This window comes from Shinella sedimenti (genome assembly GCF_022601905.1).
Classification (GTDB): domain Bacteria; phylum Pseudomonadota; class Alphaproteobacteria; order Rhizobiales; family Rhizobiaceae; genus Shinella; species Shinella sedimenti.
On record NZ_JAKVIN010000004.1, the window covers coordinates 178419 to 204283 of the forward strand.

A 25865-nucleotide genomic window follows, 5' to 3' on the forward strand; every position below is an offset into this window, starting at 1 on the left:
ACATGACCGTTCACTTCATCGGCGCCGGACCGGGTGCCGCCGACCTCATCACCGTGCGCGGCCGCGATCTCATCGGCAAATGTCCTGTTTGCCTCTATGCCGGCTCCATCGTGTCGCCGGAGCTGCTGCAATACTGCCCGCCCGGCGCGCGCATCGTCGATACCGCACCGATGTCGCTGGACGAGATCGAGGCGGAATATCTCAAGGCGGCGGAGGCCGGTGAGGACGTGGCGCGGCTCCATTCCGGCGACCTTTCCGTCTGGAGCGCGGTCGCCGAGCAGATCCGCCGGCTGGAGAAGCACGGGCTTGCCTATACGATGACGCCCGGCGTGCCGTCCTTCGCGGCGGCTGCGGCTGCACTCGGCCGCGAGCTCACCATTCCCGCCGTCGCCCAGAGCCTGGTGCTCACCCGCGTTTCGGGCCGCGCATCGCCCATGCCGAACCGCGAGACGTTGCAGGGTTTCGGCGCGACCGGCGCGACACTCGCCATTCACCTTGCCATCCACGCGCTCGACCAGGTGGTGACGGAACTGACGCCGCTCTACGGTGCCGATTGCCCGGTGGCGATCGTGGTGAAGGCCTCCTGGCCGGATGAGCGCGTGGTGCGCGGCACGCTTGCCGACATCGCCGCCAAGGTGGCGCAGGAACCGATCGAACGCACGGCACTCATCTTCGTCGGCCGGTCGCTCGGCGCGGAGGATTTCCGCGAAAGTTCGCTCTACGATCCGGCCTACCAGCGCCGGTTCCGTGGCCGCGGGGATTAAAGCATGCCCTCGAAGGCGAGGGAGGCCTTGGAGCGATAGCGCTCTTTATGCCGCAGAAGACGGAAAGCGCGCTCGGGCAGGTCGAAGGCGATCCGCACGAGCCGTCCCGCCCTCAGATCGTCCTGCACGACGAACTCCGACACCGCCGTCAGCACCCCGCCGGCCAGAACGGCGGCGCGCACCGCCTCGTTGGACGGAAGCGACAGCGCTATATCGAGTGCTGCCTCGTCGATTACGGAGGTGAATGCGCTGCGTGTGCCGGAGCCGGGTTCGCGCAGCACCCAGCGGGCCTTTTCCAGATCCTGTGCCTCGACGGCCTTGCCAGCCAGCGGATGACCGGCCGGCGCGACGATGAACATCCGGTCGCGCGCCACGATACGTTGCGAGAGGGCCGGGTGATCCACTTCGCCTTCGATCAGGCCCAGTTCCGCCCGTCCGTCGAGAACCGCATCCGCCACCTGCTGCGTGTTTCCGCTGCCGATCTGCAGGCCTATGGCCGGATAGGTCGCGTGGAAGCGCATCAGGATCGGCGGCAGCCAGTAGCCGCCGACCGTCTGGCTGGCTGACAAAGCGAGCGCGCCGCGCTTCAATTCGCCGACCTCGCGCAGGAAAAGCTGCGTGCTTTCGGCGCGCGCCAGCGTGTCGATCGCTTCCGGCAGAAAAGCGCGGCCGGTATCGGTCAGCTCGATGCGCCGACCGGTCCGGTGAAACAGCCCGATGCCATAACGCTCTTCCAGCCCGCGGATCGCCGAGCTGACGGCCGAGGGCGTCAGATGCAGCGCCTCGGCGGCCTGCGTGAGATGTTCGCGCTCCGCTACGGCGACGAAAATGCGCAGCTGCTCCAGCGTCATCATCTGTTCGATCCAATCGAATGAAACATGCAATATTTATCGATGGATCGAACGCTTGCGCAAGCGCATCGTTCAACTATGGAAAATAAACCCAACAAACGGCAGCGGATTGGAATAAAGACGATCGTGCCGGGCGTGGTGATGTCGGTCGTCGTGTCGGCGCTTGCCGTGCTTGCCGAGAGGGTGGAACTTCAGCTGACGGGCGGAGCCTGGGTCGAGGCGCTCGTGTTGGCGATTCTGATCGGCGCGGTCGGTCGTCTTTTTCTGCGGCGGCCGGATGTCTTCGAACCCGGCATTGCCTTTACGGCGAAGTATTTTCTTGAAGTGGCCATCGTGCTGCTCGGCGCAAGTGTCAGTGCCGCTGCGATTGCCGGCATGGGATGGATGCTGATCGGTGCCATCGCGGCCGTTGTGGGCGTGGCGTTGATCGCGAGCTATGGAATCGGCCGCGGGCTGGGGCTGCCCAAACGTGTGGCGCTGCTGGTTGCCTGCGGCAACTCGATCTGCGGTAACTCCGCCATCGCGGCGACGGCGCCGGTCATCCGGGCCGATGCGGAGGAGGTCGCTTCCTCCATCGCCTTCACCGCCGTGCTCGGCATGGTGACGGTGCTGCTGCTGCCCGTGCTGGTGCCGCTGCTCGGCCTGTCGGCGACCGGATACGGCGTGATGGCGGGCATGACGGTCTATGCCGTGCCGCAGGTTCTTGCCGCCACGGCGCCGGTTTCCGCGCTCAGCATCCAGATCGGCACCTTCGTCAAGCTCGTGCGGGTTCTGATGCTCGGTCCCGTCATTTTCCTGTTGTCGCTCGTCGCGGGCAGGGCGATGGGCGGGCGGCTGGTGGTTCACCGGCTGGTGCCGTGGTTCATCCTGGGTTTTCTGGCGATGCTGGCCGCCCGCAGCCTCGGTTTCATCGATGCCGGGCTGGCAGAGGCCATGGGTCTTGCCGCAACCGTGTTGACCATCCTGTCTATGGCGGCACTCGGGCTCGGCATCGATCTCCGGCGCGTCATGCGCGCCGGCCCGCGTGTGACGGCGGCGGTCGTCCTGTCGCTCGCCGTTCTGGTTGTTGCCAGCTACGTGATGGTGCTTCTCCTGAACCTCGCGACGGCCTGAGCGGCGTCAGGCCGCGTTGTCGCGGGCAGCCACCGGCACGTAGTTCAGCACCGGACCAAGCCAGCGTTCCACCTCGGAAACCGCCATGTCCTTGCGGCGGGCGTAGTCCTCCACCTGGTCGCGCTCTACCTTGGCGACGCCGAAATAGTAGCTTTCGGGCGACGCGATGTAGAGGCCCGAGACGGAGGAGCCTGGCCACATGGCGTAGCTTTCCGTCAGCTCGACACCGATCTGCTTTTCCGCATCGAGAAGGCGGAAGAGCGTCGTCTTTTCGGTGTGGTCCGGCTGGGCGGGATAGCCCGGCGCCGGGCGGATACCCGCATAGGGCTCGCCGATGAGGTCCGTGGGCGCAAAGGTCTCGTCCGGCGCATAGCCCCAGAGTTCCTTGCGCACCACCTCGTGCATGCGCTCGGCGAAGGCCTCGGCAAAGCGGTCGGCCAGCGCCTTGACGAGGATCGAGTTGTAATCGTCGTTTGCCCGCTCGAAACGCTCGGCAATGGCGATCTCACCTATGCCGGCCGTCACGACAAAGCCGCCGAGATAGTCGGGCTTACCGCTGTCGACGGGGGCGACGAAATCGGAGAGCGCCACGTTCGGCCGGCCATCACGCTTGGAAAGCTGCTGGCGCAGCGTGAAGAAGGTCGCGAGCTCCTCGTCGCGCGCCTCGTTCGTGAAGAGCCTGATGTCGTCGCCCACGGCGCCGGCCGGCCAGAAGCCGACGACGGCCTTCGGCGTGAACCACTTTTCCGCGATGATCTTTTCCAGCATCGCCTGCGCATCCGCAAACAGCTGACGGGCGGCCGGGCCCTGCTTCTCGTCGTCGAGGATTTTCGGATAGACGCCCTTCAGCTCCCAGGTCTGGAAGAACGGCGTCCAGTCGATGTAGCGGGCGAGGTCCGCCAGGTCCCAATCCTGCCAGACGCGCGTACCGAGGAAGGAGGGCGTTTTTGGCTGGTAGGCCGGCCAGTCGGTCCTGAAGGCGTTGTCGCGCGCCTTGCCGATCGGCAGGCGCTGCTTTTCGGCTTCGTTGCGTGCATGGGCGTCTGCGACCTTGCGGTACTCCGCCTTCAGCGTCTCGACGTAACCCGGCTTCATGTCGGCCGAGAGCAGGCTGCCGACGACACCGACGGCGCGGCTGGCATCGGTGACGTAGACGGTCTGGCCGCGGTCGTAGCGCGGGTGGATCTTGACGGCGGTGTGCACGCGGCTCGTCGTCGCCCCGCCGATAAGGAGGGGGATGTCGAAGCCCTCGCGCTCCATTTCGGCGGCGACATGCACCATCTCGTCGAGCGAGGGGGTGATCAGGCCGGAGAGGCCGATGATATCGACCTTCTCGGCCTTTGCCGTCTCGAGGATCTTCGTCGCCGGCACCATGACGCCGAGATCGATGATCTCGTAATTGTTGCAGGCGAGCACGACGCCGACGATGTTCTTGCCGATGTCGTGCACATCGCCCTTGACGGTTGCCATCAGGATTTTTCCGGCACTCTGGCGCTCGCCGCTGCCGCCGTTTGCCAGTTTTTCGGCCTCCATGTATGGCAGCAGCACGGCGACGGCCTGCTTCATCACGCGGGCGGACTTCACGACCTGTGGCAGGAACATCTTGCCTGCGCCGAACAGGTCGCCGACAACGTTCATGCCGGCCATCAGCGGGCCCTCGATGACATGCAGCGGGCGCTCGGCATTCTGGCGCGCCTCTTCGGTATCTTCTTCGACGAATTCGGTGATGCCGTTGACCAGCGCATGTTCCAGCCGCTTCTCGACCGGCCATTCGCGCCAGGCGAGATCGCGCTCCTTGGCTTCCTTGCCGGCCGCGCCCTTGAAACGTTCGGCGATGTCGAGCAGCCGCTCGGTGGCGGTGCCGCCGGCCTTCGGCTGACGGTTCAGCACCACATCCTCGCAGGCTTCGCGCAGATCGGCTTCGATCGTGTCGTAGACGGCGAGCTGGCCGGCGTTCACGATGCCCATATCCATGCCCGCCTGGATGGCGTGGTAGAGGAAGACCGCGTGCATCGCTTCGCGCACCGGCTCGTTGCCGCGGAACGAGAAGGAGAGGTTGGAGACGCCGCCCGAGATATGAACATGGGGCAGCGTGCGGGTGATCTCGGCGGTCGCCTCGATGAAGTCGACGCCGTAATTGTCGTGTTCCTCGATGCCCGTCGCCACCGCGAAGATGTTGGGGTCGAAGACGATATCCTCGGGTGCGAGCCCGGCAACCTCCGTCAGCAGCCTGTAGGCGCGCGTGCAGATTTCCACCTTGCGTGCCTTGGTATCGGCCTGCCCGGTCTCGTCGAAGGCCATCACGACGACGGCCGCACCATAGGCGCGCACGAGCTTGGCGTGGTGCAGGAAGGCCTCTTCGCCTTCCTTCAGCGAGATGGAATTGACCAGCGGCTTGCCCTGCACGCATTTCAGGCCGGCCTCGATCACCTCCCATTTCGAACTGTCGATCATCAGGGGAACGCGGGCGATATCCGGCTCGGCGGCGATGAGGTTTACATATTCCGTCATGGCGCGGGCGGAATCGATCAGGCCCTCGTCCATGTTGATGTCGATGATCTGGGCACCGTTCGCGACCTGATCGCGCGCAACATCAAGGGCGCTGGCATAGTCGCCGGCGGTAATCAGCTTGCGGAATTTCGCCGAACCGGTGACGTTGGTGCGCTCGCCGACATTCACGAAGGGGATGGCGTCGGTCAGCGTAAAGGGTTCGAGGCCGGACAGCCGCATGTGGCGCGGGATATCCGGGATTTCGCGGGGCGCATGGCGCGCGGCGGCAGCGGCAATGGCGCGGATATGGTCCGGCGTCGAGCCGCAGCAGCCGCCAACGATGTTGACCAGCCCGTCACGCATGAAGTCTTCGATCTGGGCGGCCATTTCCTCCGGGCTTTCGTCATACTGGCCGAAGGCGTTGGGCAGGCCGGCATTGGGATAGGCGCAGACGAAGGTCTGCGCGACGACGGAAATCTCGGCGAGATGGGCGCGCATGGCATTGGCGCCGAGCGCGCAGTTCAAGCCGATGGAGAAAGGATCGGCGTGGCGCACGGAGTTCCAGAAGGCCTCCGGCGTCTGGCCGGAGAGCGTGCGGCCGGAAAGATCGGTGATCGTGCCCGATATCATGACAGGCAGGTGGATGCCCTTTTCCTCATAAACCTCGCGGGTGGCGAAGATCGCGGCCTTGGCGTTCAGCGTGTCGAAGATCGTCTCGATCAGGATGATGTCGGCGCCGCCATCGATGAGGCCGCGCACCTGCTCGGCATAGGCGATGCGCAGATCGTCGAAGGTCACGGCGCGGTAGCCGGGATTGTTGACGTCGGGCGAGATCGAGGCTGTACGGTTGGTCGGCCCCAGCGCGCCGGCGACGAAACGGCGCTTGCCGTCCTTCTGCTCGGCGCGCAGGCCCGCGCGGCGGGCAAGGCGGGCGCCGTCGCGGTTCAACTCATAGACCATGTCCTCCATGCCGTAATCGGCCTGGGCGATGGTGGTGGAGGAAAACGTGTTTGTCTCGAGGATATCGGCGCCGGCGAGCGCATAGCGGTAATGGATGTCCTCGATGGCGCCCGGCTGGGTCAGCGTCAGGAGGTCGTTGTTGCCCTGCTGGTGGCAGGCGCAGTCGCCGAAGCGATCGCCGCGGAAATCATCTTCGATCAGCTTGAGCGTCTGGATTTCCGTGCCCATCGCGCCGTCGAGCACGAGAATGCGTTCGCGGGCGGCAGCCTTGAGGGCAGCAAGGACTTCGCTTCCGTCGCGCGGCGGCTGCTCGGGGCCGAACAGGTCGTCCAGGTGGGAATTGGCCATGGGAGAACCCTCCGGTACTTTCATTTAGTACCGGAGATCACATAAAGATATCTTTATGTCAACATATGTTTCGTGTGCTTGCCTAGTGCAGCGGTCCGGCCGCGCCGGCCAGCGATGTAAACAAGGCCTTCAGCCGTGCGATGTCGGGATCGGCATTGTCCAGCCGTGCGAGTTTCTGCACTTCCTTCAGCGCTTCGGCCGGGAGGTCCGCGCCGCGCGGCTGCCAGAGAAGCCAGGAAATGAACACGGATTCCGGCTTGCCGGTGCCCGACGCCTGATTTTCGGTGAGTTGAAACATGTCTTCCCCAATCGGATAATTGGGGGATGGCCGGACGCACGCTGTTGGTGGCCACTGTGTGCCATTGCAAGCGCACCCTTGGGACACCCCGCCCAGGTCGTTACAGGTATCAGGGCAGGTCTCCTGGCTTGCGGGTCGTTGCGTCTGTCTGGCCTTCCCGGTGCGTGACACCAGTGGCGCGGAGCGACAGACGCTCGCCGTTCACAGTTGCGGGGGCAGCGCCGGTCTTGATGCGCAGGTCTTTGTTCCCTGCGGCTTCGCACCGGCTTCCCTCTTAGCCTCCGACCGTTTCCGATTCGGAAGACCCTGACGCCGGCAACCTCGCGCTCCCCGGGTCTCGAGTCAATGGCGGGCGGTTTGCATTCGGGCGGGAACCTTTTTTATCCCCCGCGCATTGTTGGTCCGCCTGCACCTCGCGCGGGCTCGCCTCATGTTCAGGATGAGCGATTCACCAAAACCGCAAATGAGGGTCCATGCTGCGCCATCCCGCCCTGTTGACAGGTTGCAAGTCTCTGTCCTTACGGCTAAAAAATGCCGTTTTCATGCACCACGCGGCATGGATGTTAAACAGCGTGTCGCTTCAGCCAAAATCGCATCCGGAACGCCATGAGGGCGAGGTCGGGTGCCATGGCTGATCGCGACAGCAGAATGAAGCCCGCCCGCGAAAGACAATCCGGCGCAACGGCCGTTGCCGGGTGGCTCAACATGGCCGGTTCCAGAATCAGAAACATGTCCCTTCATACTCCGCCGCAAGCCTCCTCGCGCGATACCGATATCCGGCAGATCGACTATAACGATTCGATCCGCGCCACCTATCTGACGCTGGAGGAGCTCGCCGCGTGCGGCGAAGCGCTCGCCCGCGACAAGGCGGCGGTGCTTCCGGGCTTCCATCCCTTCGATTTCCGTGCACGGCACAAGGAAAACGAGAAGGAAATCTTCCGCGTCTATCAGGTCACGGCCAAGGATGTGGAGGCCGGCGCGCAGATCACGCCGGCGGCCGAGTGGCTGCTCGACAACTTCTATGTGATCGAGGAAGCGATCCAGGAGGTCCGCCGCGACTTCCCCCGCCGCTTCTACCGGCAGCTCCCGACTGTCGAGATCGACGGTCAGTCGCTGCCGCGTACGCTGGCACTGGCATGGCTTTATGTCGCCCATACGCACAGCAGTGTCTCGCAGGAAAGCCTGACCGCTTTCGTGCAGGGCTTCCAGTCGGTCGATCCGCTGAAGATCGGCGAGCTCTGGGCGCTGCCGTCCTTCGTACGTTTCGTGCTCTTGGAGAACCTGCGGCGCATTTCCAGCCGCGTCGAGCGCTCCCGCAAGATGCGCTTCAAGGCCAATGACGTGGCCGACGAGCTGGTGCGTCTCAACGATCCGGAGAAGTCCATCGCGCATCTGCGCACCATAGAGAGCCTGACCGAGGACAATACCTTCGTCGTCCAGCTTCTCTACCGCCTGCGCGATGGCCTTCAGACATCGGGTGCAGTAATCCAGTGGCTGGAGCGGAAGATCGAGAGCCGGGGCAGCGATCTCGAGGAACTGATCGTGGCGGAGAACAACCGCCTGTCCTCCGGCAACGTGACCATGAGTTCGCTCATCAAGAGCCTGCGCTCGGTGGACGATGCGGAGTGGCCGGTCTGGTTCGAGAGCGTCAGCCGCCTCGACGAGGCGCTTCGCCAGCGGTCGGACTATAGCGATCTCGATTTCGGTTCGCGCAACAAGTACCGCAACACCATCGAGCGTTTTGCCCGCCGTTCCGGTAAGAGCGAGCTGGAGGTCACCGAAACCGCGCTCGCCATGACCGAGGAAGACGCCGCGGCCAACGCGAGCGATCCCGACTATCGCGCCAATGTCGGCGCGTTTCTCGTGGGCAAGAAGCGCAAGCTGCTCGAAAAGCGCATCGGGTACCGTCCTACGCTCGTGCAACGGACTGTCCGCGTGACACGCAAGCTCGACTGGCTCGCCATTGCCGGTCCCAACATCATCCTCACGCTTCTGGCGATGATCGCGGTCTATTATTTCCTCGACCAGCTCGACATCCCGAACGGCGCCTGGCTGATCATGCTCGTCCTGTTCGCGCTGCCGGCCTCGGAGGGGGCGACGGGTCTGTTCAACACGCTCGTGACCTTCTTTGTCACGCCATCAAGGCTGGTCGGTTACGAGTTCAAGGACGGCATACCAGAGGATGCGCGCACGCTGCTCGTCGTGCCCTGCCTCATCTCGAAACGCGACCATGTCGATGAACTGGTGCGCAATCTCGAGGTGCATTACCTCGCCAATCCGCGCGGCGAGATCTATTTCGCGCTGCTCAGCGACTGGGCCGACAGCCAGAACGAGGAAACGCCCGCCGATCTCGATGTTCTCGAATATGCCAAGCGCGAGATCGCCGAACTGTCGGCGCGCTACGCCTTTGACGGGCGCACCCGCTTCTACCTGCTGCACCGCCGCCGCCTCTACAATCCGTCGGAAGGCGCGTGGATGGGCTGGGAGCGCAAGCGCGGCAAGCTGCACGAACTGAACCTGCTGCTGCGCGGCGATGGCGACACCACTTTCCTGCCGGGCGCCAATGTCGTTCCGTCGGACGTGAAATACGTCATGACGCTCGATTCCGACACGCGCCTGATGCGCGATGCCGTGACCAAGCTCGTTGGCAAGATGCACCACCCGATCAACCGTCCCGTCATCGACGAGGCGACCGGCGAGATCACCGCCGGCTACTCGATCCTTCAGCCGCGCGTCACGCCGTCGCTTACGACTGGCAAGGAAGCCTCGACTTTCCAGCGCATCTTCTCCGCCGACCGCGGCGTCGACCCCTACGTCTTCACCGTTTCCGACGTCTATCAGGATCTGGCCGGCGAAGGCACGTTCACCGGCAAGGGGCTCTACCACGTCGATGCCTTCGAGGCCGCCGTGAAGGGCCGCATCGAGGAGAACTCGGTGCTCAGCCACGACCTGCTCGAAGGCTCGCTGTCGCACTGTGCGCTGGTGACCGACGTGGAGCTCGTCGAGGACTTCCCGACCCGCTACGGCGTGGAGACCTCGCGCCAGCATCGCTGGGCCCGCGGCGACTGGCAGCTCCTGCCCTATCTTTTCGGCCCGTCGAGCGGCATTTCCATGCTCGGCCGCTGGAAGATGTACGACAACCTGCGGCGCAGCCTCATCCCCATCGCCTGGCTCGTCGCCTCGGTCATGGGCTGGTACTATATGGAGCCGCGCCAGGCGCTGATCTGGCAGCTGGTGCTTATCTTCCTGCTCTTTGTTGCACCAACGCTCTCGCTCATTTCGGGCCTCATGCCGCGCAGCAGCGATATCGTGGCGCGCGCCCATGTGCATCGCGTGTTCTCCGATATCCGCGCGGCCAACGCGCAGGTGGCGCTGCGCATCGCCTTCATCGCGCATTCCGCCGCACTGATGGGCGACGCCATCGTGCGCTCGCTCTACCGTACTTTCGTCAGCCGCAAGATGATGCTGGAGTGGCGCACCGCCGCCCAGGCCGATAGCGCGGCGCGTGGCGGTATCCTCGATCACTACAAGGCGATGTGGCAGGCCCCGGCGCTGGCGGTGGTTTCCGTCGCGCTTGCCATGATCTCCAAGACTGGCCTGCCCTTTATCGGCGTGCCCTTCGCCCTCGTCTGGATGCTGTCGCCGATGATCGCCTGGTCCGTCAGCCAGACGGCGGAGACGGAAGACCAGCTCGTCGTGTCCGATCATGTCGCCAGCGAACTGCGCAAGATCGCAAGGCGCACCTGGCGCTATTTCGAGACCTTCGTCACCGCCGAGCAGCACTTCCTGCCGCCGGACAATTTCCAGGAAACGCCCAATCCGGTCCTGGCCGAGCGCACCTCGCCGACCAATATTGGCGTCTATCTGCTCTCGGTGATTTCGGCGCGCGATTTCGGCTGGATCAGCTTCGAGGAAACGGTGCGCCGGATGGAGCAGACCATCGCTACCATCGACGGCATGCCGAAATACCGCGGGCACCTGTTCAACTGGTATCGCACCAACACGCTGGAAACGCTCGGACCACGGTATGTCTCGGCGGTCGACAGCGGCAACCTTGCCGGCCACCTCATTGCCGTATCCTCCATGTGCCGCGAATGGGCGGAGGCGCCCTCGGCGCATCTGCAAGGCAGCCTTGACGGCATCGGCGATGTCGCCGCCATCCTGTCGGAGGCGCTCAAGCAGCTGCCTGACGACCGCAAGACGGTGCGCCCGCTGCGCCGTCTCGTGGAGGAGCGCATCGCCGGCTTCCACAACGCGCTCGCCGCCGTCAAGCGCGAGCACGAATTCGCTTCCATCCGCGTCATCAACCTCGCGGTCCTGGCGCGTGACATCAACAAGCTCATCGTCAATCTCGACCACGAGGTGAAGTCGCCGCAGACCGGCGAGGTGGTGCATTGGGCGGGCGCGTTGGTCGCGACCTGCGAGGCCCATATCGCCGACAGCGTCTTCGACCTCGGCAGCATCGAGCCGCTGCGTGCGCGGCTCGGCGTTCTGCGCGACCGTGCACGCGACATCGCGTTTTCCATGGATTTCGGCTTCCTGTTCCGTCCGGAACGGCGTCTCCTGTCGATCGGCTACCGTGTTGAGACCAACGAGCTGGACGAGGCCTGTTACGACCTGCTGGCCTCGGAAGCGCGCCTGACGAGCCTGTTCGCTATTGCCAAGGGCGATCTGCCCACCGAGCACTGGTACAAGCTCGGCCGTCCGGTCGTGCCGGTCGGTTCGCGCGGCGCGCTGATCTCCTGGTCCGGCTCGATGTTCGAATATCTGATGCCGCCGCTCGTCATGCAGGAGCGCCAGGGCGGCATCCTCAACCAGACGAACAATCTCGTCGTGGTCGAACAGATGAACCACGGCCGACGGCTGGGCACGCCCTGGGGCATTTCGGAAGCGGCCTTCAACGCCCGCGACCACGAACTGACCTACCAGTACACCAATTTCGGCGTGCCGACGCTCGGCCTGAAGCGCGGCCTCGGCCAGAATGCCGTCATCGCGCCCTATGCCTCGCTGCTCGCCGCGCAATATGCGCCGAAGGAAGCGCTCGAGAACCTCGAGCGGCTGCGCAAGCTCGGCGCGCTCGGCATCTACGGTTTCCACGATGCTGTCGACTTCACGCCGACCCGCGTGCCGGAGGGCAAGACCTGCGCGGTGGTGCGCAACTACATGGCCCACCACCACGGCATGTCCATCGCCGCCGTTGCCAACGTCGTTTTCAACGGCGCGCTGCGCGAACGTTTTCATGCCGATCCGGTCATCGAGGCGGCCGAACTGCTCCTGCAGGAGAAGGCGCCGCGCGACATTCCCGTCATCAACGCCAAGCGCGAGCCGGAAACCGTCGGCAGCACGCGGGCCGACTTGCTCCGCCCGGAAATCCGCATCTTCAAGGACCCGATCAACCGCGAGCGCGAGACCGTCTTCCTGTCGAACGGCCATTACTCCGTGATGCTGACGGCAACCGGTGCCGGCTATTCGCGCTGGAACGGCCAGTCCGTCACGCGCTGGAAGCCCGATCCCACGGAAGATCGCTGGGGCTCCTTCCTGTTCCTTCGCGATACCGTGACGAACGAATGGTGGTCTGCCACCGCCGAACTGAAGCGAGCCGAGGACGAGGAGACGAAGACCCAGTTCGGCGACGACAAGGCGGAATTCCTCAAGACCATCGGCACGCTGACCAGCGAGGTCGAGGTCATCGTCGCCACCGAGCATGATGCCGAAGGCCGCCGCCTGACACTCGTCAACACGGGTACGGAGGACCGCTTCATCGAGGTAACGTCCTATCTGGAGCCGGTCATTGCGACCGACGATGCCGACAGCGCGCATCCGCTCTTCTCGAAGATGTTCATCCGCACCGAGATCGACCAGCGCGGCGACGCGATCCGTGCCGAGCGCCAGAAGCGTCATCCGAACGAGCCAGACATGGCAATCGCCCATCTCATCGTCGATAATGCCGGCCCATCGCGCCGCACCGAGATCGAGACGGATCGCCGACGCTTCATCGGCCGTGGCCGTTCGCTTGCGACCGCGGCAGCCTTCGATGCAGGCGCGCAGCTGTCCGGCACCGATGGCTTCACGCTCGATCCGATCATGGCCCTGCGCCGCGTCGTGCGCGTTCCCGCCGGCAAGAAGGTCAAGGTTATCTTCTGGACTATCGCCGCGCCGACCCGCGCTGATGTGGATGCGGCCATCGACCGTTATCGCCACCCGGATAGCTTCAACCATGAAATGATCCATGCCTGGACGCGCTCGCAGGTGCATATGCGCCATGTGGGCGTGACCTCGCAGGAGGCGGCGAGCTTCCAGATGCTCGGCCGCTATCTCACCTATCCCGACCTGCACCTGCGTGCCGATACCGGCACGATCCAGACCGGCCTGACGTCCCAGTCGGCGCTCTGGCCCATGGCGATTTCGGGCGATTTCCCGATCTTCGTGCTGCGCATCAACGACGAGATCGATCTCGATGTCGCCCGCGAGGCGCTGCGCGCGCAGGAATATCTGCGTCATCGCGGCGTCACGGCGGACCTCGTCATCCTCAACGAGCGCGCGGCGTCCTATGCGCAGGACATGCAGCACACGCTCGATCAGATGTGCGAGAACCTGCGCATGCGCGGCCAGTCGGACGGCGTGCGCCAGCACGTCTTCACGGTGCGCCGCGACCTGATGGATGTCACGACCTGGCAGGCCCTGCTGGCAGCGGCCCGCGCCGTCTTCCACGCCCGCAACGGCTCGCTTGCCGACCAGATTGCCCGCACGGTCTCCCTCTTCTCATCGCCCCCGCGCGGCGACGACGAAACGAAGACCGAGGCTCTGCCGGCCACGGCCAAGCCGTCGCCGGCTGCCGTTACCGCTTCGCTCCCCGCTCCGGTCGCGATCGATGGAAGCGGCCTGTCCTTCTGGAACGGTTTCGGCGGCTTCAATGCCGACCGCCGCGAATATGCCGTGCGCCTGCGTGGTGGTGAGGCAACGCCGCAACCGTGGATCAACGTGATTGCAAACCGCGAATTCGGCTTCCATGTTCCGGCTGAAGGCGGTGGTTTCACCTGGAGCCGCAATTCGCGCGATTACCAGCTCACGCCCTGGACCAACGATCCTGTCATCAACCGTCCCGGCGAGGCCTTCTACGTGCGCGATCGCGACCGCGGCACGGTCATGACGCCATTTGCCGCGCTGTCGCGCAAGGCCTCGGTCAAGTTCGAGACCTGGCACGGCCTCGGCTATACCGCCTTCCGCAGCTGGGAGGACGGCATCGAGCTCGACCTCGTGCAGACGGTTGATCCGGAAGACCCGGTGAAATATTCACGTCTCGTCGTGAAGAACACCGGCGAGACCGAACGCCGTCTCTCCGTCTACGGCTATGTCGAATGGGTGCTGGGTAACAACCCCACCAAGACCGCACCCTTCGTGCTGACTAGCCATGACGAGGAAAGTGGCGCGCTCTTCGCGACCAATCCCTACAGTCTCGACTTCGCCGGTCGGACCAGCTTCTTCGGCGTCGATGCGCCGTTGTCCGGCTTCACGACATGGCGGCGGGACTTTATCGGCCGCACCGGCGACATCGTGTCTCCGGTAGCGCTGCTCACCGGCGAGCCCCTGTCGGGCGCAGCCGACGGCATTAGCGATCCATGCGCGGCGCTCTCCGTCGATCTCGTTCTGAAACCCGGCGAAAAGCGCGAACTGCTCTTCGTGCTGGGCGATTCTGCCGATGCTGATGGTGCACGCGCGCTTGCCGGGAAGAGCCGCAAGGCCGATTTCGATTCCGTCATGGCGTCGGTGCGTTCGTTCTGGGAAGGCTTCACCGGCACGCTGCAGGTCAAGACGCCCGACCCGGCGCTCGACCGCATGCTCAACGACTGGCTGCCCTACCAGGCGCTCGGCTGCCGCATCATGGCCCGCACGGCCTTCTATCAGGCCAGCGGCGCCTACGGTTTCCGTGATCAGTTGCAGGACACGCTGGCCTTTATCCTGCACCAGCCGGACCTCGCGCGTGCGCAGATCCTGAACGCTGCCGCGCGACAGTTCGTCGAGGGCGACGTGCAGCACTGGTGGTTGCCGGACACCGGGGCGGGTGTACGCACCATGATCTCGGATGATGTGGTGTGGCTTGCCCACGCGGTCGAATATTATTGCCGCGTCACCGGCGACCGTGGCGTGCTCGACGAACGGCTTGCCTTCATCGAAGGCCCGCCGCTTGCCGAGGGACAGCACGATTCCTTCTTCAAGCCGGGCCGTTCGGCCGAGGATGCATCGCTTTACGAGCATTGCGCCCGTGCGCTTGATCTGGCGCTTGCCAGAACCGGCGAAAACGGCCTGCCGCTCATTCTCGGCGGGGACTGGAATGACGGCATGAACCGCGTCGGTGAAGCCGGCCGCGGCACGAGCGTCTGGCTGGGCTGGTTCCTTGCCGGCACGCTGCGCGCCTTCATCCCGCTCGCGCGCGAACGGGGCGACGGCATTCATGCCGAGGCTTGGGAAATCCACCTCGATCGCCTCAAGCAGGCACTGGAAACGGCAGGGTGGGACGGCGCCTACTACCGGCGCGGCTATTATGACGACGGCGCGCCGCTCGGCACGTCCGACAGTGATGAATGCCGTATCGATTCCATCGCGCAGAGCTGGAGCGTTCTGTCCGGCGAGGGGGACGCCGAGCGCTCGCGGCAGGCGATGGACGCGGTCATGGCCGAACTGGTCGACCGGCAGAACGGGATTATCCGCCTGTTCACGCCGCCGCTTGTCGAAACCACGGAAGACCCGGGCTATATCAAGGCCTATCCGCCCGGCGTGCGCGAGAATGGCGGGCAATATACCCATGCGGCGACCTGGGTGGTGATGGCGCTGGCGCGTCTCGGCCGGGGGGATGAGGCCTTCGCCTGCCTCGACCTGCTCAATCCGGTCAAGCATGCGCTCGATGCACAGGCGGCGGAACGCTACCGCGTCGAGCCCTATGTCGTGGCCGCCGATGTCTATGGCGAAGGCGAGCGTGCGGGGCGTGGCGGATGGTCCTGGTACACCGGCTCGGCCGGCTGGCTTTACCGTGCCGCCGTCGAGGGCATTCTCGGCATCCGCAAGGAAGGCGGCCGCCTCTTCGTCGAACCCGTCCTGCCGGAAGCCTGGAACGGCTACAGCGCGACGCTGGTGCTCGATGGCCGCAAGCTGACGCTGCGTGTGGATCGCGGGGATGACGGCGGATGGCAGGCAACAATAAACGGCTCTGTCATCAAATCTTCAAAAGAGGGCTATTTGCTCTGATCCACGCATGTGGATCAGAGTACCATGACAGATAAATCTGGACCGGTGGGCGCCGTGCCGCGGCAACGCGACACGCGCCTCGACGTCTTCCGGGCCCTCGCCCTCCTGACGATCTTCGTCAACCACGTTCCGGGCCAGTATCTGGAACATCTCACGCACAAGAATTTCGGCTTCTCGGATTCGGCGGAGGCCTTCGTGCTGATCTCAGGCATGTCGGTGGGCCTTGCCTATGGATCGCGCTTTGCCGTCGGGGAGCGGCTCGCCGTCACGCTGCGCATACTGCGCCGCGCGCTGACGCTCTATGTCGCCCACATCATGACCAGCATCATCACCTTCGCCATCTTCGCGGGCGGGGCGCTGTGGTTCAGCCGGCCGGATCTCCTGTCGGAAATCAATCTGCGTGCCGTCGTCGACCGCACGGAGCAGGGTGTGGTCAGCATGGTGCTGCTCGGCCACCAGTTCGGCTATAACAACATCCTGTCCATGTATGCCGTGCTGTTCCTCATGCTGCCCGGCTTTCTCTGGCTCTATCAGCGCGGGCCGCGTCTGCTGCTCGCCGTTTCGGGCACGATCTGGCTTTGCGCCGGCATCTGGCGCATCGCCCCGTCGAATTTCCTCGACGACGGCAAGTGGTTCCTCAATCCGCTGTCCTGGCAGTTCCTGTTTGCCATCGGTTTCGTCGGGGTGCTGCGGGCAAGGTCGAAGGGCATCCCGCGCAATGCGCTGCTGTTTGCGCTGAGCGCCATCTATCTGGCGGTCTCGATGCTCTGGGTCGTGCTCGGCTGGTGGCACATCGACTTTTCCTACGGCCTGCCGGCGGTTCTGACCGGCTTCGACAAGACCTACCTGTCGGCAACGCGCCTCCTGCATGTGCTGGCGGGCGCCTATCTCATCGCCACGATCCCGGTCCTGTCGAACTGGGCGGCACTACCGCTCTCCCATCCGCTCGTCGCGATCGGGCGCCATTCGCTGGCCATCTTCATCTTCGGCACCATCCTGGCCATGGCAGGGCAGGTCCTGATGTTCGTAACTGGGAAGAACCCGTTCTTCGGCACGCTCTACGTGCTCGCCGGCATCGCGCTGCATTTCGCCTATGCGCGCTATCTCGACTGGCAGGCGGAGGTGATTGCCGACCACGCAAAACGGCAGGGCATGCGAGCCCTGCCGGTCAAGGGGCGCGACGGCCCGAAGCGCTGACGCCGATCAGGCGGCGGTGTGGCTCTTGCGCACATCGTCGTCCGTCAGGATGCCGCTGGCGCGCAGCAGGGCGGCAAAGCGGCCGTTGCTCTGGCTGAGCTCGTTGAACGTGCCCATCTCGGCGATCTGGCCACGATCCAGGAAGATCACCTTGTCGGCCTCGCGCACGGTGGAGAGGCGGTGCGCAATGATGAAGGTCGTGCGGTTCTTGCGCAGAGAATCGATCGCGGCCTTTACCCGGGCTTCCGTTTCCACGTCGAGCGCGCTCGTGGCCTCGTCGAGAACGAGGATCGGCGCGTTCTTCAGGATCGCGCGGGCAATGGCGATGCGCTGGCGCTCGCCGCCTGAAAGACGGTTGCCGCGCTCTCCGACATGGGTTTCGTAACCGCTCTGGCGCGAGGTGATGAAGTCGTTCGCTGCCGCCGCTTCGGCTGCCGCCATGATCTCTTCGTCCGTCGCGCCCTCGCGGCCGAGACGGATATTGTCGGAGATCGAGCGGTTGAGCAGGCCCGCATCCTGGAACACGGTGGCAATCGAGCGGCGCAGCGACTTGCGCGTCACCTTCGAGATATCGACACCGTCAATGAGGATCTGGCCCGACTGCGGCTCGTAGACCCGCTGGAGCAGGTTGACGAGCGTCGTCTTGCCCGCACCGGTCGGGCCGACGATGGCGACGGTCTGGCCGGCTTCCACGGTGAACGAGATGTTGCGAACGCCCTGCGTCGTGTTGGCGAAGTCGAAGGTGATGTCGCGGAATTCGACCTTGCCCTTGACGTCGCCGAGGTCGCCGGCGTCGCTCGGTTCCTCGCGATCCTTGACGGCGTCTTCCAGCGTGAAGAAGTCCTCCAGCTTGGCCCGGGCCTCGAAGATCTGTTCGACAAAGGCCTTCATCTGGTCAAGACGGCCGATCAGCAGGCCGGCAAAGCCGATGAACGCAATGACATCGCCCACCCTGATTTCGCCGCGCTGTACCAGAACCGTGCCGATGACGAGAATGACCATCATCGAGAGGGTGGAGGCGATGCGGTTGAGAGCGCTTGCCAGAGCCCACCAGTCGAGCACGGGATACTGGGCGTTGATCAGGCGTTCGGCAAAGCGCTTCAGTTCGCGCGTTTCGGCTTCGATGCGGTTGTAGCTGTGCACCACCGAGACGTTGCTGATGGAATCCGACACGTGGGAGAACACGGTGTGATAGTGGTTCTCCACCGAGGCCTGGCCTTCGCGGGTGCGGTTCATCACCACCTTGCCGATCAGCACATAGAGCGCGCCGAGCACGACGAGGACCATCGAGAGACGGTAGTCCATCGCGAAGGCAGTGGGCACGAGCAGGACGAGGGCCACCGCGGTCGCCAGATGCGTGCGCATGAATTCCAGCCACAGGCCGAACAGCGTCTCACAGGCGCGCAGCAGCGTGTGCAGGGCATTGGAGGTGCCGCGCTGGCTGTGCCAGGCGAGCGGCATGGAAATGATGCGGCCGAACGCTTCCGTCAGCAGGCTCGCGCGGCGGCCATGGGCCAGCCGGTCGGCCTCGCGGGCGACGAGAACGAAGGCGATGGTGTTGAAAAGGCCGAAGCCGGCCCACATCAGCAGCAGGGGCGTGACATGCCCGTCAGCGCTGGAAATGGCATCAATGATACGACCGAACAGGATGGGTTCGGCAATGGCGATGACCGCGAGCACGACGTTGGCGACAACGACCGATCCGACGCGCAGCTTGTAGACATTCAAGTAGCTGAGAGCTCTTGCATAAACCTGAAACAAAGACACGAATTCGGGCCTTTCCGGCAAAACCTGTTGTGCGGTGCGGTGGTAGCACCTCGATCCCTTCGCTCCTGTGTTCGGGTAACACAAGAGGGGGTGCGAAGTTCGTCACGCTTGTAAGAATCTCATGATGCAACTCAGAACTTGCACGATGACTTTCTTTTGCATGGCGTATGTTCCTTATCCGATTGATTTTCATCACTCGATCCTGCCAATTGTATGTGGGGCAACATGAATGGGACATGACTGACTTGGAGGACAGGTCAGGCATCGCTTGGAATTTGAACGGGGCGCTTCCGGCGCGGGGTACATGAAAGTCAGTTTGCTGGTGCAATTTCTTGCACTGCTTGAGGAGATGCGCGGCCGCGCGGAGACGACATCCGAGTTCCAGCGCCTGCTCGAATTCTACGGTTTCGACTATTATGCCGTGATCCGCAGGCCGCTGCCGGTCGAAGGCCCGGACGGGCTGTTGCTGGCAGGACGCTGGCCGAAGGGCTGGCCCGAGACTTATGTGCGCAAGCGCTATATGCAGATCGATCCGACCGTAAGATATCTCGGTCATGCGCGGGAAGGGTTCCGCTGGCGCGATACGCTCGACGTCTACCGCACCAGCCCGCACCGCAAGCGCATGGAGCGCATGATGGTGGATGCCCGCCAGAACGGGCTCGAGGACGGCTATATCTTTCCGGTCCACGGCCGGCGCGGCCTTCTTGGCAGCCTCAGCCTCGGCGGAAGGCCGGTGGATCTCGAAAGAATCGAGATGAGCCTGTTTGACGGCATCGCCCGGCGTCTCTTCTGGAAGCTGATCCACGAGATCGATCCCGAAATGGCCGCGCGCTCCACCGCCGCCGTCGATTTCGAACTGACGCGCCGCGAAATGGAGGCGCTGACATTGCTGGGCGCCGGCATGACCTCACCTGAGATCGCCCGCGAACTGGGTATTTCCAGCCATACCGTCGACTGGTACATGAACGGTATCCAGGAGAAGCTCGGCGCGCGAAACCGGCACCATGCCATTGCGCTTGCTTTCCGGCTGGGGCTCATTTCCTGACGACGCAAATCTTGCGTCTCATGACGAGTCCGAAATTGCACTTTGCAAATTAGCCGCTAATAATTCTCTTCGCGGGTGCAGCATTTCCCGCTTCCAAGTCATTGAGGAGTTCGACTTGCCCATTTCCAAGATCCTTGTCGCCAACCGTTCCGAAATCGCCATCCGCGTGTTCCGCGCAGCCAATGAGCTCGGCATAAAAACGGTCGCGATCTGGGCGGAAGAGGACAAGCTCGCGCTGCATCGTTTCAAGGCGGACGAGAGCTACCAGATCGGCCGGGGCCCGCATCTCGAGCGCGATCTCGGACCGATCGAAAGCTATCTTTCGATCGAGGAGGTGATCCGCGTCGCCAAGCTCTCGGGCGCCGATGCCATTCATCCCGGCTACGGCCTCTTGTCGGAAAGCCCGGAATTCGTCGATGCCTGTGACGCCGCCGGCATCACCTTCATCGGCCCGCGGCCACAGACCATGCGCCAGCTCGGCAACAAGGTCGCCGCGCGCAATCTCGCCATTTCCGTCGGCGTGCCGGTGGTGCCGGCGACCGAGCCTCTGCCGGACGACGATGGCGAGATCCACCGCCTCGCCGAAGAGATCGGTTACCCCGTCATGCTCAAGGCCTCTTGGGGCGGCGGCGGGCGCGGCATGCGTGCCATCCGCGATCCCAAGGATCTGATCCGCGAGGTGCGCGAGGCCAAGCGCGAGGCCAAGGCCGCCTTCGGCAAGGACGAGGTCTATCTGGAAAAGCTCGTCGAGCGCGCCCGCCACGTCGAAAGTCAGATCCTCGGCGATACGCATGGCAATGTCGTGCATCTCTTCGAGCGCGACTGCTCCATCCAGCGCCGTAACCAGAAGGTCGTGGAACGCGCACCGGCGCCCTATCTTTCGGATGCGCAGCGCCAGGAACTGGCCGACTATTCGCTGAAGATCGCCCGCGCGACAAACTATATCGGCGCCGGCACGGTCGAGTATCTGATGGATGCCGACAGCGGCAAGTTCTACTTCATCGAGGTCAATCCGCGCATCCAGGTCGAGCATACCGTCACGGAAGTCGTGACCGGCATCGACATCGTGAAGGCACAGATTCATATCCTCGACGGCGAGGCGATCGGTACCGCAGCATCCGGCGTTCCCGCACAGGCGGACATTCGCCTCAACGGTCACGCGCTGCAGTGCCGCATCACCACCGAAGACCCCGAGCAGAACTTCATCCCGGACTATGGCCGCATCACCGGCTACCGCTCGGCGTCGGGTTTCGGCATCCGCCTCGATGGCGGCACGGCCTATCCGGGCGCGGTCATCACCCGCTTCTACGATCCGCTGCTCGTCAAGGTCACGGCCTGGGCGCCGAACCCGGTCGAGGCGATCGACCGCATGGACCGGGCGCTGCGTGAATTCCGTATTCGCGGCGTGGCGACCAATCTCACCTTCCTTGAGGCGATCATCACGCACGAGGCATTCCGCAACAACACCTATACGACCCGGTTCATCGACACGACGCCGGAGCTGTTCCAGCAGGTGAAGCGTCAGGACCGCGCCACCAAGCTGCTCACCTATCTCGCCGATGTCACGGTCAACGGTCATCCCGAGGCGAAGGGCCGGCCGAAGCCGCCGGCCGATGTGGCCAAGCCCGTCGTGCCATTCATCGAGGGCGACATCCTTTCTGGCACCAAGCAGAAGCTGGATGAACTCGGTCCGAAGAAGTTCGCCGAATGGGTGCGCGGTGAAAAGCGTGTGCTGATGACGGACACGACGATGCGCGACGGCCATCAGTCGCTGCTCGCTACCCGCATGCGCACCCATGATATCGCCCGCGTCGCCGGCACCTATGCGCGCGCGCTGCCGCAGCTCTTCTCGCTGGAATGCTGGGGTGGGGCGACCTTCGACGTCTCCATGCGCTTCCTGACGGAAGACCCGTGGGATCGTCTCGCCCGCATCCGCGAGGACGCGCCGAACCTGCTGTTGCAGATGCTGCTGCGCGGCGCCAACGGCGTGGGCTACAAGAACTATCCCGACAATGTCGTGAAGTACTTCGTGCGCCAGGCGGCCAAGGGCGGCATCGACGTGTTCCGCGTCTTCGACTGCCTGAACTGGGTCGACAACATGCGCGTCTCGATGGATGCGGTCGTCGAAGAGAACCGCATCTGCGAAGCGGCGATCTGCTATACCGGCGATCTCCTGAACTCGGCGCGCCCGAAATACGATCTGAAATACTACACCGCCCTTGCCGCTGACCTCGAAAAGGCCGGCGCGCATATGATCGCGGTCAAGGACATGGCAGGTCTCCTGAAGCCCGCGGCCGCGCGCGTGCTGTTCAACGCGTTGCGCGAGGCGACCGACCTGCCGATCCATTTCCACACGCATGATACGTCGGGCATTGCGGCCGCCACGGTGCTCGCGGCCGTCGAATCCGGTGTCGACGTCGTCGATGCGGCAATGGACGCGCTGTCGGGCAACACCTCCCAGCCCTGCCTTGGCTCCATCGTCGAGGCCCTGAAGGGGTCGGAGCGTGATCCGGGCCTCGACCCCGAATGGATCCGCCGCATCTCCTTCTACTGGGAGGCCGTGCGCTTCCAGTACGCCGCCTTCGAAAGCGACCTCAAGGGGCCTGCCTCCGAGGTCTATCTGCATGAAATGCCGGGCGGCCAGTTCACCAACCTGAAGGAACAGGCCCGCTCGCTTGGGCTTGAGACCAAGTGGCACAAGGTCGCCCAGGCCTATGCCGATGCCAACCAGATGTTCGGCGATATCGTGAAGGTTACGCCGTCCTCCAAGGTCGTCGGCGACATGGCGCTGATGATGGTCAGCCAGGATCTCACCGTTGCCGATGTCGAAAACCCGGCCAAGGACGTCTCTTTCCCGGAATCGGTCGTCTCCATGTTGCGCGGTGATCTCGGCCAGCCTCCGGGCGGCTGGCCGGAAGGCCTCCAGAAGAAGGCGCTGAAGGGCGAGGCCGCCTATACCGAGGTGCCGGGCTCGCTTCTGCCGCCTGCCGATCTGGATGCCGAGCGCAAGGCGATCGAGGACAAGCTGGAGCGCAAGGTCGACGATTTCGAATTCGCGTCCTACCTGATGTATCCCAAGGTCTTCACCGACTATGCGCTGGCCGCCGACCTGTACGGCCCGGTCAGCGTGCTGCCGACACCGGCCTATTTCTACGGCCTGTCGGCCGGCGAAGAACTTCAGCCGGAGCTGGAAAAGGGCGTCTCCCTCGTCATCCTGCATCAGGCGACCAGCGAGCCGGATACGCAGGGCATGGTGAAGGTGTTCTTCGAGCTGAACGGCCAGCCGCGCCTGATCAAGGTGCCGGACCGCAACCGCGCGGCCAGCTCTGCCGTGCGCCGCAAGGCGGATATCGGCAATGCCGCCCATCTCGGTGCCCCGATGCCGGGTGTCATCTCGACGGTTTCCGTCTCGGCCGGTCAAGCGGTCAAGGCCGGCGACGTGCTGCTCTCGATCGAAGCGATGAAGATGGAAACGGCGCTGCACGCCGAGAAGGACGGCACGATCTCCGAGGTGCTGGTCAAGGCCGGCGACCAGATCGACGCCAAGGACCTCCTGATCGTCTACGGCGCCTGATCGCCATCTGTGGCGGGGACGCCGCGCGTCCCAAGGCAATGAACCGGTGCGGGGATGAGGGTTAACCTCATCCCCGTCTTCGTCTTGATTTCCGACCGGCCCGGACGCAAAAGGCGACAAGATCAATTCAACAGATGCCGGCGCCCATGAACTTCATCATCCGCACCGCGGTTTCCGGCGATATCGCCGCCTTCACCGAAATCTATCGCGAATCCGTGCTGAACGGCGTGGCAAGCTACGAGATCGATCCGCCCTCGCCCGACGAGATGGCGGCGCGCTTTGCGGCGATCACGGGCAAAGGCTATCCCTATATCGTGGCGGTCGAGCAGACCGGCCTCATCCTCGGCTATGCCTATGCTTCCGCCTTCCGCACGCGCCCGGCCTATCGCTGGCTCGTCGAGGATTCTGTGTATCTGGCGCCGGAGGCGCGCGGAAAGGGTGTCGGCAGAGCGCTTCTGGCAGAACTTATACGCCGTTGTACGGCGCTTGGTTTCCGCCAGATGGTGGCCGTCATCGGCGGAGCGCATCCTGCCTCCATCGCTGTTCATGCCGCTGCAGGCTTCGAGCACAACGGCCACATGAAGGCGACGGGCTTCAAGCATGGCCGCTGGCTGGATACGGTGTTCATGCAGCGCGCGCTCGGCGACGGCGCGGAGACCGAACCGTCGGCGACGGACTATCCGGGCACGATGGTGTAAAGTGTAAGGGAAACCGCGGAGCGTTTTCTATGTCTCGACGAGGCGGAGCACCTTGTCGAAGACCTTCAGCACCTGCTTCAACTCATGGCCGCGCTTCAGGATCGTGCCGTGCTGGTTGATGACGCTGTAGGCGCCCTGCTTGGCGGCGAGCTTGGGATCTTTCTCGATGCGGTAGAGCGGCATTTCGCCGGAGCGCTTGAAGATGGAGAACACCGCCCTGTCGCGCATATGGTCGATTGCGTAATCGCGCCAGGCGCCCTCGCCGACCATGCGGCCATAGACCCAGAGGATTGCATCGAGCTCCCTTCGATCGAATGTCACCGGCAGCGGGTCCTTGCTGCTGCGGTATTCCCTGAGGTCGACCACGACATTGGATGCGTGCAAATCCGGCTGATCTGTCATCGAATCTCCGTACCTGCTGTATGACGGCACGGTGACAGTTTGCCTGAGTGGACTTGAAATGCAAGCTGGAGCGCCGGGACTTACCTTTTCGCAAAAAAAAGGTCCCGCCGCATTTCAGACAAACAGACGCCCAAATTTGAGAAGACAGTCCCGCTGTCGCAGCTCATGCCAGCCTGCTGCCTTGTGCAGAAAGCGGTTCGGTCGGAGTGCGTCATTCGGAGCTGCCTTGTATTCCGTTGCCGGCAGCTTCGTCCAGGTCCGGTCCGTCTCTCTTCGAACCCTCAAGCCCCAGCCCCTCGAGGAAGCCGGGCCGGACCTCCCTCAAAACCTTATCGGGAAGCCTTTTCGCCAGTCAGCACGGTGGCGCCCAGAATGGCGCCGGGCGTGTCCGCGGTCTTCATGCGCTGAACCAGCACGGCGCAGCCGCCGGCCTTCTTTTTCTTCTTCAGCATGTCGGCCGGAAGCACGAGATTGGTTTCCTTGCCTTCCCACATGCCAATCGTTTCCATCGACGTCACGGCGTGCCAGTAGTTGACCGTCTTGCCGCGGTTCTCGCCCTTGTCGATGTTGATCGTGCGCTCGCGCTCGAAATAGGCGATGACGATGTTGGCCTTGCCTTCACCGGCGCCGACGCGGATGCGCAACTCGTCGTTCGTCACGGCCACGTTGACCGGCACCTTCAGGCCCTTGCCCTCGGTGGAGAGCGCGCCGATGCGGTCACGGATGCCGGAAATATTGGCGCCGTTGATATGCTCGCGGCCGTTGAGCACAGCCTGGGGCGTGTAGACGCCGTTGCGTCCGAACATGCGGGCATAGGCATATTGCCGGTCCGTATTGTCCTTGGAGGCGAGCGTGTCGGCCCAGCCGAGATAGTTCCAGTAGTCGACATGATAGGCGAGCGCGACGACATCGCCTTCGCGCACCAGCGTTTCCAGCGCCTTGTCGGCCGGCGGACAGGACGAGCAGCCCTGGCTGGTGAAGAGTTCGACCACACCCTTGGGCGCGACGGCCTCCTGCGCGTGGGCGGCGCCGGCGGCGAGCATCAGCAGGATCGCCAGACATTCCGGAAAATGCGGTCTCGGCATGATCATTCCCAATGGAGAGCCGGCACAGGC

The 25865-nt window shown here is 64.0% G+C and carries 13 protein-coding genes and 1 riboswitch; of the genes, 7 read left to right on the forward strand and 6 right to left on the reverse strand.

Annotated features, from left to right (window positions below):
• Window positions 1–2 precede the first annotated feature (2 nt).
• On the forward strand, window positions 3–764 hold the full coding sequence (gene cobM / locus MKI86_RS11070; protein ID WP_241600956.1) for a precorrin-4 C(11)-methyltransferase: 762 nt from the start codon (window positions 3–5) through the stop codon (window positions 762–764).
• Here cobM and MKI86_RS11075 read toward each other — a convergent pair.
• Entirely contained in the window at window positions 761–1615 is an 855-nt protein-coding gene (locus MKI86_RS11075) for a LysR substrate-binding domain-containing protein (RefSeq protein ID WP_241601203.1), read from the reverse strand. The genes cobM and MKI86_RS11075 overlap by 4 nt on opposite strands.
• Window positions 1616–1693: 78 nt before the next feature.
• Here MKI86_RS11075 and MKI86_RS11080 point away from each other — a divergent pair, with 78 nt between their 5' ends.
• Window positions 1694–2728 carry a YeiH family protein gene (locus MKI86_RS11080; protein ID WP_241600957.1) on the forward strand — a complete coding sequence of 345 codons (1035 nt, stop codon included), beginning with the start codon at window positions 1694–1696 and terminating at the stop codon, window positions 2726–2728.
• A 6-nt stretch (window positions 2729–2734) separates the two neighbouring features.
• On the opposite strand, the gene metH is transcribed toward MKI86_RS11080, so the two are convergent.
• Together metH and MKI86_RS11090 are read right to left on the reverse strand one after the other, a co-directional pair.
• A complete protein-coding gene (gene metH / locus MKI86_RS11085) occupies window positions 2735–6526 on the reverse strand; it encodes a methionine synthase (RefSeq protein WP_241600958.1) in 3792 nt (1263 codons plus the stop codon).
• 82 nt (window positions 6527–6608) lie between these two features.
• On the reverse strand, window positions 6609–6824 hold the full coding sequence (locus MKI86_RS11090) for a hypothetical protein (RefSeq protein ID WP_241600959.1): 216 nt from the start codon (window positions 6822–6824) through the stop codon (window positions 6609–6611).
• A 96-nt stretch (window positions 6825–6920) separates the two neighbouring features.
• Window positions 6921–7148: riboswitch (cobalamin riboswitch) on the reverse strand.
• A gap of 405 nt (window positions 7149–7553) precedes the next feature.
• Between MKI86_RS11090 and MKI86_RS11095 the strand changes: the two genes are divergently transcribed.
• Window positions 7554–16067, forward strand: coding sequence for a glycoside hydrolase family 94 protein (locus tag MKI86_RS11095; protein WP_241600960.1), 8514 nt, complete (start codon window positions 7554–7556; stop codon window positions 16065–16067).
• 24 nt (window positions 16068–16091) lie between these two features.
• Window positions 16092–17264 carry an OpgC family protein gene (locus MKI86_RS11100; RefSeq protein ID WP_241600961.1) on the forward strand — a complete coding sequence of 391 codons (1173 nt, stop codon included), beginning with the start codon at window positions 16092–16094 and terminating at the stop codon, window positions 17262–17264.
• A 6-nt stretch (window positions 17265–17270) separates the two neighbouring features.
• On the opposite strand, the gene MKI86_RS11105 is transcribed toward MKI86_RS11100, so the two are convergent.
• The gene (locus tag MKI86_RS11105) at window positions 17271–19031 is read right to left on the reverse strand and encodes a glucan ABC transporter ATP-binding protein/ permease (RefSeq protein WP_241600962.1); all 1761 of its coding nucleotides are present in this window, start codon (window positions 19029–19031) and stop codon (window positions 17271–17273) included.
• A 304-nt stretch (window positions 19032–19335) separates the two neighbouring features.
• Between MKI86_RS11105 and MKI86_RS11110 the strand changes: the two genes are divergently transcribed.
• The 3 genes from MKI86_RS11110 (at window position 19336) to MKI86_RS11120 (ending at window position 24348) form a co-directional block, all read left to right on the forward strand.
• Window positions 19336–20076, forward strand: a complete 741-nt coding sequence (locus MKI86_RS11110; protein WP_241600963.1) for a helix-turn-helix transcriptional regulator — start codon at window positions 19336–19338, stop codon at window positions 20074–20076.
• A 115-nt stretch (window positions 20077–20191) separates the two neighbouring features.
• Window positions 20192–23650: a pyruvate carboxylase gene (pyc, locus tag MKI86_RS11115; RefSeq protein WP_241600964.1), complete on the forward strand. Its 3459-nt coding sequence runs from the start codon at window positions 20192–20194 to the stop codon at window positions 23648–23650.
• Between the two features lie 146 nt (window positions 23651–23796).
• Window positions 23797–24348 (forward strand): GNAT family N-acetyltransferase, encoded by a 552-nt coding sequence (locus tag MKI86_RS11120; protein WP_241600965.1) that lies wholly within the window; start codon window positions 23797–23799, stop codon window positions 24346–24348.
• A gap of 27 nt (window positions 24349–24375) precedes the next feature.
• On the opposite strand, the gene MKI86_RS11125 is transcribed toward MKI86_RS11120, so the two are convergent.
• Both MKI86_RS11125 and MKI86_RS11130 read right to left on the reverse strand, forming a co-directional pair.
• Entirely contained in the window at window positions 24376–24750 is a 375-nt protein-coding gene (locus tag MKI86_RS11125) for a DUF2794 domain-containing protein (RefSeq protein ID WP_241600966.1), read from the reverse strand.
• Window positions 24751–25079: 329 nt separating this feature from the next.
• Complete coding sequence (locus MKI86_RS11130) at window positions 25080–25793, reverse strand: DUF1223 domain-containing protein (protein WP_241601204.1); 714 nt, start codon at window positions 25791–25793, stop codon at window positions 25080–25082.
• Window positions 25794–25865: the final 72 nt, after the last annotated feature.